Annotated in this window: 13 protein-coding genes; 10 read left to right on the top strand and 3 right to left on the bottom strand. The window is 43.8% G+C overall.

Features of this window, described 5'->3' with window-relative positions; genetic code table 11:
• Positions 1–2 precede the first annotated feature (2 nt).
• Positions 3–2,288: a HAMP domain-containing sensor histidine kinase gene (locus DW033_RS19400; RefSeq protein WP_048927486.1), complete on the bottom strand. Its 2,286-nt coding sequence runs from the start codon at positions 2,286–2,288 to the stop codon at positions 3–5.
• A 195-nt stretch (positions 2,289–2,483) separates the two neighbouring features.
• On the opposite strand from DW033_RS19400, the gene DW033_RS19395 reads away from it, so the two are divergent.
• From DW033_RS19395 to DW033_RS19355, 9 genes are read left to right on the top strand one after another with little or no spacing between them, the layout of a single operon-like run.
• Positions 2,484–3,677 carry a saccharopine dehydrogenase family protein gene (locus DW033_RS19395; protein WP_005856184.1) on the top strand — a complete coding sequence of 398 codons (1,194 nt, stop codon included), beginning with the start codon at positions 2,484–2,486 and terminating at the stop codon, positions 3,675–3,677.
• A 1-nt stretch (position 3,678) separates the two neighbouring features.
• A complete protein-coding gene (gene bcp, locus DW033_RS19390; protein ID WP_009017848.1) occupies positions 3,679–4,137 on the top strand; it encodes a thioredoxin-dependent thiol peroxidase in 459 nt (152 codons plus the stop codon).
• A gap of 9 nt (positions 4,138–4,146) precedes the next feature.
• On the top strand, positions 4,147–5,199 hold the full coding sequence (gene recA / locus DW033_RS19385) for a recombinase RecA (protein WP_087343863.1): 1,053 nt from the start codon (positions 4,147–4,149) through the stop codon (positions 5,197–5,199).
• Between the two features lie 41 nt (positions 5,200–5,240).
• Positions 5,241–6,194: a GNAT family N-acetyltransferase gene (locus tag DW033_RS19380; RefSeq protein WP_005868142.1), complete on the top strand. Its 954-nt coding sequence runs from the start codon at positions 5,241–5,243 to the stop codon at positions 6,192–6,194.
• Positions 6,185–7,492: a polysaccharide deacetylase family protein gene (locus DW033_RS19375; RefSeq protein WP_172618154.1), complete on the top strand. Its 1,308-nt coding sequence runs from the start codon at positions 6,185–6,187 to the stop codon at positions 7,490–7,492. Before DW033_RS19380 ends, DW033_RS19375 begins: the two co-directional genes overlap by 10 nt.
• Positions 7,493–7,530: 38 nt before the next feature.
• Positions 7,531–8,166 carry a PIG-L deacetylase family protein gene (locus tag DW033_RS19370; RefSeq protein WP_005868139.1) on the top strand — a complete coding sequence of 212 codons (636 nt, stop codon included), beginning with the start codon at positions 7,531–7,533 and terminating at the stop codon, positions 8,164–8,166.
• A gap of 14 nt (positions 8,167–8,180) precedes the next feature.
• On the top strand, positions 8,181–9,416 hold the full coding sequence (locus DW033_RS19365; RefSeq protein ID WP_121961289.1) for a glycosyltransferase: 1,236 nt from the start codon (positions 8,181–8,183) through the stop codon (positions 9,414–9,416).
• A gap of 4 nt (positions 9,417–9,420) precedes the next feature.
• Entirely contained in the window at positions 9,421–10,554 is a 1,134-nt protein-coding gene (locus DW033_RS19360) for a hypothetical protein (protein WP_005868137.1), read from the top strand.
• Positions 10,538–11,551 carry a class I SAM-dependent methyltransferase gene (locus DW033_RS19355; protein WP_121961290.1) on the top strand — a complete coding sequence of 338 codons (1,014 nt, stop codon included), beginning with the start codon at positions 10,538–10,540 and terminating at the stop codon, positions 11,549–11,551. The genes DW033_RS19360 and DW033_RS19355 overlap by 17 nt, the downstream gene beginning before the upstream one ends.
• Here DW033_RS19355 and DW033_RS19350 read toward each other — a convergent pair.
• The gene (locus tag DW033_RS19350; RefSeq protein ID WP_121961291.1) at positions 11,495–11,905 is read right to left on the bottom strand and encodes a 2-amino-4-hydroxy-6-hydroxymethyldihydropteridine diphosphokinase; all 411 of its coding nucleotides are present in this window, start codon (positions 11,903–11,905) and stop codon (positions 11,495–11,497) included. The two genes, DW033_RS19355 and DW033_RS19350, sit on opposite strands and share 57 nt — an antisense overlap.
• Before the next feature lie 16 nt (positions 11,906–11,921).
• Positions 11,922–12,407, bottom strand: coding sequence for a hypothetical protein (locus tag DW033_RS19345; RefSeq protein WP_008771835.1), 486 nt, complete (start codon positions 12,405–12,407; stop codon positions 11,922–11,924).
• Positions 12,408–12,544: 137 nt separating this feature from the next.
• On the opposite strand from DW033_RS19345, the gene feoB reads away from it, so the two are divergent.
• Positions 12,545–15,034 carry a ferrous iron transport protein B gene (gene feoB / locus DW033_RS19340; RefSeq protein WP_087343854.1) on the top strand — a complete coding sequence of 830 codons (2,490 nt, stop codon included), beginning with the start codon at positions 12,545–12,547 and terminating at the stop codon, positions 15,032–15,034.
• Positions 15,035–15,043 lie beyond the last annotated feature (9 nt).

Below are 15,043 nucleotides of genomic sequence, written 5' to 3'. Positions count from 1 at the left end.
TGTCAACCTATACGTTCTTTAGGCAAAGTTAGCGTAAAACGGCTACCTTTACCATATTCTGACTTCAATTGTATCTCACCGCCGAAACGCTGCGCTATCACTTGGCAAATCGCCAGTCCGAGTCCAGTGCCTTGCGCAAACTCATCCAATTTGCAAAAACGATCAAAGACTTGCTTCTGTTTCTCCTCAGGGATGCCGATACCAGTGTCTTCTACATAGATATGAAGGCAGTCGCCTTTCGTACAGAAATAGTATCCAACTTCTATATAGCCCGAAGTCGTGAACTTGATGGCATTATTGATAAAATTAGACAATACTTGTTTCAGCCGATAAGGATCTACCGCCACAACCACCGGGATCTCGGGGACACGCATGCGTAGCTCTACCCCCTCGGGCATCATCAACTGGAAAGTACAATAGATTTCATTGATCAAGACATTCAAATCATGGCGATCGAAAACAAAACTCATCTTTCCGGATTCCATACGGGAAAGATCTAAAATATCATTGATCAGTTTCAATAGTAAGTCGGAGTTCGTATTAATCAACTTCACGAACTGCTCACGCTCTTCCGGCTCCAAGACCTCTTCCGAGTTCATTAAATTCGAGAAACCGACAATCGCATTCAGCGGCGTACGGATCTCATGGCTCATATTCGCCAAGAAAGCCGACTTCATCCGATCCGACTCCTCGGCTTTTTCCCTCGCAGAGATCAATACCTCCTCCGTATCCTTGATATTTTGGATATTCAAACATAAGCCATTGATTACATACCCATCATTCGCATCCTCTAAGCTTCCGTAACGAAATTCCCACCATTGGTAACCTTTCCCGTTAAAATCGCAACGATATTGAAGGATATGATGAGAGATTGTACCCGTACAAATGAAATCAATTAAGGATCGCAAACTCTGCCTGTCGTCCGGATGAGTCATCTCGTACAGCTCATCCAAAGGAATTTCCCGGGGAGAAATATTCACATAACTAAAGAACTCATTGTCAAATCGGAAAGTTCCAGACTGTAATTTCCAAGCGAATATATTACCCCCTTCCAACGCTAAAGAAAGATGCTCTTTCTCCTGCTTTAAATTAGCGAGCACCTCTTTCCTTCGTCTTGCTTCCCGCCAATAGAGATAAAACAAATAACCGATCAATGCCAACAATAAGATCACACCCAAGGAAGAGGCGATAAAAACCTCTATCTTATACCGTTCGGAAATAGGCATATTTATGACATGAACATTAGTAGGGACCTCTTCCTTTGAAATACCTAAACGTTGCATCTCTACCCAATCATACAGATACTCTTTGGGACTCTCTACGATCGGAACGGAAGAGACAGGCGTACCGGAAAGAATTTTAGCCGCCAACCTAGCCTGTTCCGCCGCTTGTATGCGGTTCGAGCAAAAATAGCCTCCCAGAACTTCCACGTTTATATTAAAGATTTCCCGCACTGCCGTAAATGAAGGAGTCACGAACATCTTAGACAAGCCTGCGGATGTATAGTCATAACGGATATTGAAAAATACGCAATAAGGATAGGTACCATTAATATTACTCAATAAAAACTCCCCATTGGCTTTACGAAAAGGCATGAAATGGATTATATTTTTCGAAGGACGTATCGCCTTCATTCTCATCTCGGTTCTAAACATCATGGAATCCACCTTAAAGTCCGGATCATTTAATTGGAAAGCCAATTGATTATAATCCAACACATACCGGCTCGTATCGACCGCTTTTATCAACTCCCGGAAAGCCAACTGCCCTAAGGAGGTCTTATCATAATTGATATAAATGCGAGACTTTCCCATTTGCCGATCGATCAAACGAAGGTTCTCCTCATAATCAATCTTATCCCAGCTACCTGTTACATTCGGATATTCTTCCAGCAAATCCCAATTAGGGAAATTGACGCCAGAGAAAACAACCGGAACTTTCTTTACAAAAGGATGGCCGCATTTCATCAACGTATAGGTAGCCTGATCATCATTCACCAATATGATGTCGGGCTTCCAAAGACGGATCGTATCGATAAAGTTATACATCCGTTCCTCTTCCTCCTCAGCCATATAACACTCGCAGTCGAGATAAAACGTACGGATGTCCGCATTCACCCGATTTTTTCCCAGCTCTTTCCGGATATCTGAGTTTAATTCCAGATAGTTCTTATCATCCCACCGAAAAGATTGGATCACAAGCACACGGCTCCGCTTCGCCTCAGGTTTACACCCCAACGCTAATAAAAGCAGAAAAAAAACACCCCCGACATTATTTAAGAATCTCATGTCCAAACTTTAAACAGTAAATGTGACAAAAGTACGACTATTTTCATTATTCACATTCATTAGCTGTATCTTTCTTTTCCCTCTTCCGTTCTAAAATGAATAAATATATAGGGATTGTCAAGGAAAAGCCGTATATTTGTCCATTGGTTGAAAACCTTGTAAACTGTATATTAACAAGATTAATTCTATTAGTAAATGGGAAGAGTATTAGTTATTGGTGCAGGGGGCGTAAGTACCGTTGCTGTTAAGAAAATAGCGATGAATGCGGATGTCTTCACGGATATCATGGTAGCTAGCCGTACGAAAAGTAAATGCGACAAGATCGCCGCCGATATCAAGAACGTGAAAGTGCAAACCGCACAGGTAGACGCAGACAACGTGCAAGAGCTTGTTGCCTTGTTTAACGCCTTCAAACCGGATTTGGTGGTAAATCTGGCCTTACCTTATCAAGATTTGCATATCATGGATGCTTGTCTGGAATACGGTGTTAGCTATTTAGATACGGCCAACTACGAACCGCTTGATGAAGCCAAATATCAATACAGCTGGCAATGGGCCTATAAAGATCGTTTCGAGAAAGCCGGTCTTACCGCTATCTTGGGATGTGGTTTCGATCCGGGGGTTACCGGCGTATATACAGCCTATGCGGCAAAGCATCATTTCGACGAGATACACTATCTGGATATCGTAGACTGCAACGCAGGAGATCACCATAAGGCATTCGCTACCAATTTCAATCCGGAAATCAATATCCGTGAGATTACTCAACGTGGCAAATATTTCGAGGATGGGGAATGGAAGGAGACCGATCCGTTAAGCGTACATAAAGCCTTGAATTATCCGAATGTAGGACCGAAAGAATCGTATTTGATGTATCACGAGGAATTGGAAAGTTTGACCAAAAACTTCCCGACCCTCAAACGGGCTCGTTTCTGGATGACTTTCGGACAGGAATACTTGACTCATCTACGTGTCATCCAAAATATCGGTATGGCTCGTATCGACCCGATCCTTTACAACGGGCAGGAAATCGTTCCGATCCAATTCTTAAAAGCCGTACTGCCGAACCCGGGTGATCTGGGAGAGAATTATACTGGCGAGACTTCCATCGGTTGCCGCATCCGTGGTATCAAGGACGGTAAGGAATTAACTTATTACGTATACAACAACTGTAGCCACCATGCCGCTTATCTAGAGACAGGAGCGCAAGGTGTTAGTTATACCACCGGTGTTCCCGCCATGATCGGCGCCAAATTATTTATGCAAGGCATTTGGAAGAAACCGGGTGTATGGAATGTGGAGGAATTCAATCCGGACCCATTCATGAAAGAGCTAAATGAGCAAGGTTTGCCTTGGCATGAATTGTTTAACATTGACTTAGAATTGTAATATGGCAATACAAATAGGCGATAAGGTTCCCGAGTTTTTGGGAACCGATCAAGACGGTAAAGAGGTAAAGATGAGTGACTATAAAGGGAAAAAAGTAGCGCTCTATTTTTATCCGAAAGATAATACGAGCGGTTGCACGGCGGAAGCATGCAGCTTACGTGACGGCTATCAAGCCTTACAAGCGAAAGGCTTCGAGATCATCGGAGTAAGTAAAGATAGCGCCAAATCGCATCAAGGCTTTATACAAAAGCAAAACTTACCTTTCCGTTTAATAGCGGACACAGACACGGCCTTACAAGAACAGTTTGGTGTGTGGGCTGAGAAAAAAATGTACGGACGTTCATACATGGGGACTCTCCGGACCACCTTTATCATTAACGAGGAAGGTATTGTTACCAATATCATCGGGCCGAAAGAGGTGAAGACAAAAGACCATGCAAATCAAATCCTTAATTTATAAGGGACACATATGGCAAAAGAAGAAAATTTGTTCGAAGAAAAAGCGAAAGAAGAAGGTGGTAAACCAGCCGCTAACACGGATAAGCTAAAAGCTTTACGTGCGGCAATGGATAAAATCGAGAAGAACTACGGAAAAGGTTCGATCATGAAACTGGGCGATGAAAGCATCGAGGATATCGAGGTGATACCGACAGGCTCTATCGCTTTAAACGCAGCGCTGGGCGTAGGTGGATATCCGAAAGGACGTATCGTCGAGATCTATGGTCCGGAATCTTCCGGTAAGACAACGATAGCGATCCATGCGATCGCCGAGGCGCAGAAAAAAGGAGGTATCGCCGCATTTATCGATGCGGAGCATGCTTTTGACCGTTTCTATGCCGAGAAGCTAGGCGTTGATGTAGAGAACCTATGGATCTCCCAGCCGGATAACGGTGAGCAGGCCTTGGAAATAGCCGAGCAATTGATCCGTTCATCCGCCGTAGATATCATTGTTATCGACTCCGTAGCCGCATTGACTCCTAAAGCCGAGATTGAGGGCGATATGGGAGACAGCAAGATGGGTCTGCAAGCTCGTCTAATGTCGCAAGCCCTTCGTAAGTTGACGGCCGCGATCAATAAGACGAATACGACCTGTATCTTCATCAACCAATTGCGTGATAAGATCGGTGTAATGTTCGGAAACCCTGAAACGACGACAGGTGGTAACGCATTGAAATTCTATGCTTCTGTCCGTTTGGATATCCGTAGTATTGGAAAGCTGAAAGATGGTGACGAGATCAAGGGAAACCAAGTGCGTGTGAAAGTTATAAAAAACAAGGTGGCTCCTCCATTCCGCAAGGCAGAGTTCGATATCATGTTCGGTCAAGGTATCTCCCGTTCCGGAGAGATCATCGATCTTGGTTCTGAACTGAATATCATCAAGAAGAGCGGTTCATGGTACAGCTACAATGATACCAAATTGGGACAGGGTCGTGATGCGGCAAAACAATGTGTCGAGGACAATCCCGAATTGGCAGACGAATTATCCGAATTAATATTTGACGCATTAAAAGCCAACAAGTAATTTGCGGGGGCGGGCAAACCCCGCCCCTATACAAAATTGTAATGAGTAATAAAGACAAATATCGTTTACTTTGCAATACTGAAAAAAATATACCGATCTTCTCACATGACTGGTGGTTGGATACGGTTTGCGGAGAAAAAAAATGGGATGTCTTGCTTATAGAACAAAAGGGAAGGATACAGGCAACCCTCCCCCTTTACGTCCCCCATTCCGATATTGTCTCAATGCCTTCTTACACCCAAACGATGGGCCCTTGGTTCGCCGCAAGTTCCTCCGACACGAAATATACGACCGAGTTAGGACGACGTCAAGAACTATGCAAACAATTCACGGAAGAACTAAAACGCTATCCGCACTTCCTGCAAAATTTCAATTATGACATTACGGATTGGCTTCCGTTTTATTGGGCGGGATATAACCAAACGACACGTTATACCTATTTATTAAAAAATATCCGGGATCATCAAGCGGTATGGGAGAATATGAGCCCCAATATCCGGCGAAATATTGCGAAAGCGCAGAATAAATACCATATATCCGTAAAAAAAGGGATTCCTTTGAATGAGTTCCTAGCTGTACAAGCCCAAACATTTGATCGCCAGCATGTACGAATCAAGGAAGACACGAATGTACTGAAAGACTTGATCGCCACTTGCCGGCAAAGAGGACAAGGTGATTTATGGGGAGGTTATGACGAGCAAGGCCATTTACATGCGGCCGCTTTCATCGTATGGCAAGATCGATCGGCTTACTATCTCGCAGGAGGAGGAAATCCGGCCTATAGAGGTTCCGGAGCGCAAAGCTACGTCCTGTGGGAATGTCTTCATTTCGTTTCTCAATTTACGACGGTCTTTGATTTCGAAGGGTCTATGCTACCCGGAGTAGAACGTTTCTTCCGCGAGTTCGGAGCTATCCAAACCCCATTTTTCACAATATCTAGGGGGAAATTGAGTTTATTAGACAGAGCACGCATTAAACTAAGCAAATGGGTATGAAAAATCGCACTTTACATTATATAATACGCTTTCTTGTAGGAGATGATGTCCCTAGCGAACTGGTGGAAACGATCGGGTACACGGCTGATCCCAATAAATTCGACCGATATAACGTCGTTATCATTCCATCCGGCTTCTTTGATGGACAAACATACGGGACTCCCGCTTCCTTACCAGAACTCCCCTTGCGAGAGGTTCAAGGTATCCCCTTGTTATTCGGCTCGCCGAAAGAGGAATGGATAAGAGATACATGGGTGGTTCATGCCGATATCATCGCAAGTACTTATTTTCTCATTTCCAGATACGAGGAGATGGTACGGCGTGGACTTCGGGATGAGCATGGAAGATTTCCCGGTAAAGAGTCCTTGCCCTACCGGGCCGGTTTCCTGCATCGTCCGATCGTGGATGAATATCGCATGCTGCTTCATCGTTGGCTGCGCCAATCCCGGTTACGTGTACCCGAGGTAAAAAAGCAAATCCGGAAGATCTACCTCACGCACGACGTAGATTCTCCGACTCTATATCGTTCGTGGAAAGGTTTGATACGGTCTATTAGAGATAGAAGAGGTTTATATAAATCCTTTCAAGGTAAATTCGGTTCCCTTGAGAAAGACCCGTTTTATACCTTCCCTTGGTTTTTCCGCCAGAATAGTATCCTTCAGGACTTGATAGGGAAGGAACAATGTCACCCTATCCTATTTATCCGGAACGGGGGGAAAGCCAAGCACGACAAACCTCATTACGATTTGAGGAATAAAGATATTCGTAAATTGATAAAAAGTGCTTTAGAGCATAATGTAACTATTGGTTTGCATAGTAGCTACCAAGCGGGTACGACTCCCAGCCTTATCCGGAAAGAGAAAACCGGTCTGGAAGATCATATCGGTAAAAATGTTCGGTTCAACCGTCATCATTTCTTGGCAATCCGGGAACCGGAAGATATGGACCAAATAGAGGCTGCTGGGGTTACGGACGATTTCACCATGGGGTACGCCGATGTCTCCGGATTCCGGTTAGGGACTTGCTACCCGGTTCGTTGGATCAATCCGATCACCCGCCGGCTATCTCCTCTCCGACTACATCCGCTTATTATAATGGATTGTACCCTAGAGGAGGAGAAATATATGGGACTGGATTTTGACAGGGCTTTAACCTATTGCCGGAATTTAGTGGAACAAGTAAATAATGTAGGAGGTGAATTGGTTTTACTATGGCATAATGACTCCGTACAAGAAGGGTCCGGAAGTTATTTACGTAAATTATACGCCCAGCTATTAAAAGAATTAGCGAAGCAGTGAAAACAATAAAATCCCTGTATTCAAATAAATCAGAAAGAATGATTACTAATTGTAAAAATATTTTAGTCCTCGCCCCTCATACGGATGATGGGGAACTTGGGTTGGGGGGAACTATCTCACGCCTGATAGAAGATGGTAAAAAAGTGACCTATGTGGCTTTCTCCACCGCACAGCAATCGGTTCCCGAGGGTTTTCCGAAAGATATCTTGAAGACAGAGGTCAAGCAAGCGACCCAGACCTTAGGTATAGAACCGGAAAACCTAATCATATACAATTACGAAGTAAGAAAACTGGGATACGCAAGACAAGAGATATTAGAGGAGTTAATACGCCTGAAAAAAGTATCCGATTTTGACCTAGTCTTCATCCCTAGCTTGCACGACATCCACCAAGATCATACGACGATCGCCCAAGAGGGTCTACGGGCGTTCAAAAACACGAATATATTAGGTTATGAGTTAATCTGGAACAACCTGACATTCAATACACAATGTTTTGTAAGGCTGGAAGAGCGCCATATCGACGCAAAGGTAGAATCATTGAAAGCCTATAAATCGCAAGGAGCGAGAGATTATCTATCCAAGGACTTTATCTATTCATTAGCGAGAGCACGGGGTGTCCAAGCGGGATGTACCTATGCGGAAGCGTTTGAAGTCGTTCGTCTATTCTTATAACACTGATTGAATCCATGAATAAACTTCTTATCATATGTGATATGTTCCCACCCGCTTTCGCCCCCAGAATGGGATATCTATGCAAATATTTGACACGCATGGGATGGGAAGTTACCGTAGTGACAGAATACATAGAAGACAATACATTCGAATTCCTTACGGGGTATGCGGACGTGTATTGCGTCCGCTACTACAAAGCATCAGGAAAGATCTCAAAGCATATCGAATGGATGTGGGTCATGTTTCTAGACATCTTGTTTGGTTATAAAGACATGAGAATAATCAACGCATGCATCCCCTTAATAAAGACCAACCAATACAAGGGGATATTGTGTAGCACATACCGCACCTTTCCTTTAACCGCCGCCAAGACGTTAGCGATCCATACCAACCTCCCTTTCGTCGTGGATTTACGAGATATTATCGAGCAATACGCCTCCAACGAATATATATCGCATAAATTCCATACATTTTCATGGTTAGACGCATTCATCACAAAGCGATTTCGCAAACGGTTACTTAGAAAGCGAAATAACGCTTTGGAGGTAGCGGATTGTGTCACGACCGTATCGCCTTGGCATGTGGAGGTACTCAAACAATATAATCCCAACGTAAGACTGATTTATAATGGATTCGATCCTGAGTTGTTCTATCCGCAACAAATCAAGACCTCCCGGTTTATCATTACCTATACCGGACGGTTGTTAAGTTTAGCGATCCGAAATCCGGAGTTATTATTTGCAGCCATCGCCCGTCTTACGGAGGACAAGGTCATTATCCCCGAAACTTTTCGAGTTGTATGGTATACCGATCAAGAGTCCCGCTCCATCATCCGCCAAGAGGCCGAACGACATGGGGTGCAATCTTTCATGGATTACCATGAGTATGTACCGGCATCCGATATTCCCCTCATCTTGAACAAAAGCTCGGTGCTGCTTTCCTTGACGAATAAGTTTGACACGTCTGGTCCAAAAGGCTTCATGACAACTAAGTTCTTTGAATCGCTTGCGGTAGAAAAACCCATCTTATGCGTACAAAGTGACGAGGCCTACCTCGCCGAAGCCATCAAGGAGACCCATTCCGGACTGGCCGCAACCCGGGTAGACGAGGTGTACGATTTCTTGAAACATTACTATGAGGAATGGCAGGAAAAAGGATATACGACCTCGCCCGTCAATCGGGATAAGCTATCGAATTATTCCCGGAAAGAACAAGCTAGCCAATTTGTGCGTATATTTGAGGAAATTTAAGCAGATGGATAAATACCTCAACATAGTATCGTTCAATATACCTTATCCCGCCAATTACGGAGGGGTTATTGATGTGTATTATAAACTGGAAGCCTTGCGTGCTTGCGGCGTGAAACTCATATTACATTGTTTCGAATATGAACGTCCGCATGCACCGGAATTAGAAAGCATTTGCGACAAGGTTTTCTATTATAAACGCCGTACCGGGGTAATCGCTAATTTAACATGGCTCCCTTACAATGTATATAGCCGTAAAGATCATCGCTTGATCGAGAATCTTTTACAAAATGATTACCCGATCTTATTTGAGGGCCTCCACTCCTGCTATTATATGGACGATCCCCGTTTAAGAAACCGGATGAAGATATTCCGGGAGTGCAATATCGAGCACGATTATTATCGCCACTTGGCAAAGTCTGGCAAAGGATTGGTTCGCAATGCCTTTTTCAAGATCGAGGCCATGCGCTTCCAAGCCTATCAGAAAGTAGCACGGTACGCAAATCTGATAATCGCCGTATCCACGACAGACGCAGACTATTTACGAAAACAATTTCCCAATCAAAGGATCGAGTTCGTTCCTTGTTTCCACGAGAATAACCGGATTACGGCCGAACCGGGAAAATCCGATTATATTTTATATCATGGCAAGTTATCCGTTATCGAGAATGAACGAGCCGTGTTATTTCTCACCAAGCATGTTTTCAGCCAATTAAAACATACCTGCATAATAGCGGGCATGAACCCGACCCGTTTGATACGAGAGGCAGCCGCTCCTTACCCACATATAAAAGTAGAAGCAAATCCCAGTAAGGAACGTATGGACGCATTGATCCACAACGCACAAATTCATATGCTAATCACATTTCAAGATACCGGCCTAAAACTAAAGCTTTTGAACAGCTTATTCGCCGGAAGGCATACGATTGTCAATCATCTCATGCTAGCGGGTAGCGGATTAGATCCTTTATGCCATATCGCCGATACGCCGGATGAGATGATACGGGCTTGCGAACAATTAATGGCCCTACCTATAGATAAAGAGGTGATAGATAAACGAAAACAATTATTGTTCCCTGCTTTTTCTAATGAAGATCAGGGGATACGTTTATACAAGATGATATATGATGAAAGAGAATAGAAGTGATTTATTACATACATTAACCGAACGTTTGAAAGCGATCGACTATAATAAATTACCGATCAGCGATTATAATAAGCGATACATCGGCAACTTAAAGCCGGCGTTAAGCTATTTCATGCATATATACGCAGATTGCCTACAAAGAGGACTTCAAGCGATACAAACCCCTATCTCCGATGTCACGCTAATCGATTATGGAGGAGGAACCGGCTTCCTTAGTATTCTGGCGAAATCCATAGGAATAGGACAAGTTATTTATATTGATCTTAACCCATCTTCCGTGGAGACGATCCAGCTATTGAAACAAATAATAGGAATAGGCCCCGATATCATACTCCATGGAGATTCAGATGTTCTTGCGGACTGGTGCGCAAGGAACAAAGTCTACCCCCAACTTTTAATCGCTACGGACCTGATAGAGCATGTCTATGATTTATCTTTGTTCTTCAAGGATTTAATCCATATAAACGATTCCATGTATCTACTATTCACGACAGCCTCTACACCATTCAACCCGTATGTCCAACAACGGTTACATAAGATGATGGTCGGATGCGAAAGTGGATCTTTGGAATCCCCCAACTATTATACATTACGAGAGCAATTCATAACGAAACTTTGCCCGGCTTTCTCCCCAAAAGAAGTAGAGACATGGGCCCGGAAGACTAGAGGCTTGACCTATCCCGATATCCAAAAAGCGATCGAGAAAAAGAGTTTACCAAGCCCGGAAGACCCATACAATACTTGCGACCCGGCTACAGGTAATTGGGCCGAACGAATCCTTCCCATACAGACTTATGAAGACTTATTGGCACCCTACCAGTTCAAGCTTAAAGTAGAGAAAGGATTTTATAACGCAGACCGAAACAACCCAGTTCTTTCCTTGATATGCAAAGGTATCAACGCATTGATCCGCAACAGCGGCTCCTTTGGTTTTCTATTGGCACCATTCATCATTCTCTCCTGCGGCAAGGAGCGAGCAGATGCCATCTAGAACATATTCACGGGTCAAGTCCTCAGCTTTCAAGATTTGGTCGTTCCACTGCAATAAATCAATATCTATCGGCACATGCCCACAAGATTTATCTTCCGGCTTACGGCCGATGCAGCATTCTATATCTTTCAAGACATCCTTTATTCGCGCCGGACTCTCCTCGCTATACAAAACAGCCACTCGATTCAAAAATGTAGTTGATAATGGACAATCGATCGGTTCCGTATAAACTGGCTGAGAAAACTGTATAAAAACAAAATGAGCACGCAGCATCTCCGCCGCGCGCTCCATATTTTTCTCTTTATCCCAATTAGAGCCTAAGCACAATAGAACCCGGTTTCGTTTATTCTCCATCTCCGGCTAAAAGCGTTTAGTCATTCTTATGATTATTCAAGAATGTATTGATAAAACCGATCAACTTCACGAAAGAAGCGGAAAATTGTCCGGTATCGCTATTACGGATAGAGATAAATTTCTCCTTACCTTCCGTGGTAAATGAAACCTGATACATGATATCCCCTAAATCCCGGTTCGTCTCCTCCTCAAAGCCATAAGAGTCTTTCATCTTAAAGAAATTACATTTTTGCAGAATCGGTTTTAAAGAAGCGAACTCCTCGTCAGTCAATGTCCCCTCCATAATTTTAGGATCTCGTTTCTTGGCGAAATTATCCATATAATAATTATACTCCTCGATACGGAATGTCTTGTCACTATCAAACAGAACCATTAGTTTGTAGTTATCTACACTTTCCATACTATAACTAAAAGAGAAATCCTTCAATTCTTTTTTACAGCCTGTAAAACAAGCAGACAGAAGAACCAATAAGGTGGCGAACAAAGTAATTCGTAGTTTCATTTGTCTAAAGTTGAAATTTGTGGCACAAACATACATAAAATACTCGAAAAACAACCCATGGAAATAAAAAAATACCTATTAGTTGGTATTGGTGGTACGAAGTTTTCAAGCTACCTTCGCGTAACATTTAATAGGACATGAGATTATCAGAACTTCGCACAGGCGATAAAGGTGTTATAGTAAAGGTAATGGGTCGCGGAGCTTTCCGCAAACGCATTATCGAGATGGGATTTATCAGAGGGAAAGAAGTGATCGTTATACAAAACGCTCCGCTCAAAGACCCTATTCACTATCGTGTGATGGGATATGATGTCTCATTGCGACGCTCGGACGCCGCATTGATCGAAGTCGTTAGCGCGGCGGATTTCGAGAAGGAACAAGCTACCTCGGTACAAGATACGAACAGGAGTGCAGACTCTTTTATCCTGCCTTCCGGCAATGAATTGCAAGCCATCGCATTACATAAAGGAAAAACAATTAACGTTGCCTTGGTTGGTAATCCGAACTGCGGAAAGACCTCTCTTTTCAATTTCGCATCCGGAGCACATGAGCATGTGGGTAACTATAGCGGCGTGACCGTAGATGCCAAGGAAGGAACCTTCCAACAGAATGGCTATACATTCCGCATCGTAGATTTACCGGGTACTTACTCCCTATCCGCTTACACGCCGGAAGAATTATACGTGCGTAAGCATTTGAATGAAGAGCAACCGGACGTGGTGATCAATGTTATCGACGCATCCAATCTGGAGCGAAACCTATATTTGACCGCCCAACTGATCGATATGGACGTTCGCATGGTAATCGCCTTAAACATGTATGATGAGCTGGAACGCCATGGTAATAAATTCGATCATGAGTCCTTAGCGAAAATGATCGGGGCACCGATTATCCCGACCGTAAGTAAAACAGGATTTGGCATAGAGGATTTGTTTAACCGTGTAATCAAGGTATACGAAGAAGAAGATCCTGTCATCCGTCATATCCATATTAATTACGGAGAGTCTTTAGAGAAAGGGATCAGCAACGTTAGGAAGACCTTGAAAAATAGCGTGGATATACCCAAAAGCTTGTCAAAGCGGTATCTATCTATCAAGCTATTAGAGGGAGATCGGGAGATAGAGACATTTATAAAAACGCTGCCCGGTGCCGAAACGATCTTCCAAGAAAGAGACCGTAATACAGCCCTAATAGAAAAGTTATTGCAAGAGGATTGTGAGACCGCATTCACGAACGCACGCTATGGCTTTATTTCCGGAGCGTTGCGTGAGACTTACGAACAAAATACGATCAAAGAGGCAACGAGTACGCAGATCATCGATCTATTCGTCACGCATAAAGTCTTAGGCTTCCCTATCTTTATCCTATTCATGTGGATCATGTTCGAGGCCACTTTCCGTTTGGGAGGCTATCCGATGGAATGGATAGAGGCATTGGTCGAGGTGATCGGTAATTTCGTGCGCAGCCATATGTCGGAAGGACCTTTGAAGGATCTTCTCGTGGATGGTATCATCGGTGGCGTGGGAGGTGTTATCGTGTTCCTGCCGAATATCTTGATTCTGTATATGTTCATATCGTTCATGGAAGACTCCGGATATATGGCACGTGCGGCTTTTATCATGGATAAGATCATGCATAAGATGGGACTGCATGGAAAGTCGTTCATCCCTTTAGTGATGGGATTCGGTTGTAATGTTCCTGCTATCATGGCCTCCCGTACGATAGAGAGCCGTAATAGCCGGATGATAACGATGTTGGTAAATCCGTTGATGAGCTGTAGCGCCCGCCTGCCGGTTTATGTATTGCTGACCGGGGCGTTTTTCCCGAAGAACGCCAGCTTTGTGTTATTAGCTTTATATGTATCCGGAATCTTGCTGGCAGTTATCATGGCCCGTCTTTTCAAACGCTTCCTGTTTAACGAGGAGGATGTTCCTTTCGTAATGGAACTCCCCCCCTATCGGATGCCTACCGGCAAATCCATCATGATCCATATGTGGGAGAAAGCGAAACAATACTTGCACAAGATGGGAGGTATCATCTTGGTCGCTTCTATCATCATCTGGTTCCTTGGGTATTTCCCCAGACATTCGGAGAGCGGAGATCAGTTTGATCGCCAGATAGCGGAGATCGAAAATACGGAGTTGGATTCTCAAGAAAAAACAGATACGATAGAGGAGTTAGAACGCTTGAAGGCAATCGACCACCAACAAAATTCGTATATCGGGCGTATCGGCCAGACGATTCAACCGGTCTTGGCTCCCTTAGGATTCGACTGGAAAATGAGTGTAAGCTTACTTACCGGTATGGCGGCGAAAGAAGTTGTTGTCAGCACGTTAAGCGTATTATACACGGGGAATGCCGATGATGACAGCCAAGCCCTGTCGGAGCGTTTGAAGCAAGACCGTAACGCAGAAGGTAATTTGGTATTCACACCGCTCATAGCGATTAGCTTAATGCTTTTCGTCTTGATTTATTTTCCGTGCATAGCAACTATATCGGCTATTGTCAACGAGTCTGGCTCATGGAAATGGGGTATATTCGTTATCATTTATACTTGTGTCCTAGCATGGATCGTTTCTTTCATTGTTTATCAAACGGGGAATTTCTTTGTGGGTTTATTCAGCTAAGAACTTTCC

Source organism: Parabacteroides sp. AF39-10AC, assembly GCF_003635405.1.
GTDB classification, from domain to species: Bacteria; Bacteroidota; Bacteroidia; order Bacteroidales; family Tannerellaceae; genus Parabacteroides; species Parabacteroides distasonis.
Note: the sequence above shows the minus strand (reverse complement) of the source record. Positions and strands in the feature narration are given on the sequence as shown.